Source organism: Pseudomonas viridiflava (genome assembly GCF_900602065.1).
Taxonomy (GTDB): Bacteria; Pseudomonadota; Gammaproteobacteria; order Pseudomonadales; family Pseudomonadaceae; genus Aquipseudomonas.
In genome coordinates this window covers 1-279 of record NZ_UWFN01000227.1, presented here as the reverse complement: position 1 = coordinate 279, position 279 = coordinate 1, and the positions used below count along the sequence as shown (strand labels likewise).

Below are 279 nucleotides of genomic sequence, written 5' to 3'. Positions count from 1 at the left end.
GGCATGAGTTTTATCAGCGTCAACAATGTGTGGCAGCGCTATGGCGACCAAGTAGTGCTGGAGGGCCTCAACCTGCAGGTGGCCGAGGGTGAATTCTGCACGCTGGTGGGCACCTCCGGGTGTGGCAAGTCGACCTTCCTGCGCCTGTTGCTGGGCCAGGAAACCGCTAGCAAAGGCTCGATCCTGCTCGACGGCCAACCGCTGGCCGCCGAGCCGGATGCCAGCCGTGGCGTGGTGTTCCAGCGTTACTCAGTGTTCGCGCATTTGAGCGTGCTGGAT

1 protein-coding gene is annotated in these 279 nt (G+C 62.0%); it reads left to right on the top strand.

Annotated elements, in window-relative coordinates:
• Positions 1-3: 3 nt before the first annotated feature.
• A partial coding sequence (locus EE949_RS12960) for an ATP-binding cassette domain-containing protein (protein ID WP_122664655.1) occupies positions 4-279 on the top strand: 276 nt, incomplete at its 3' end.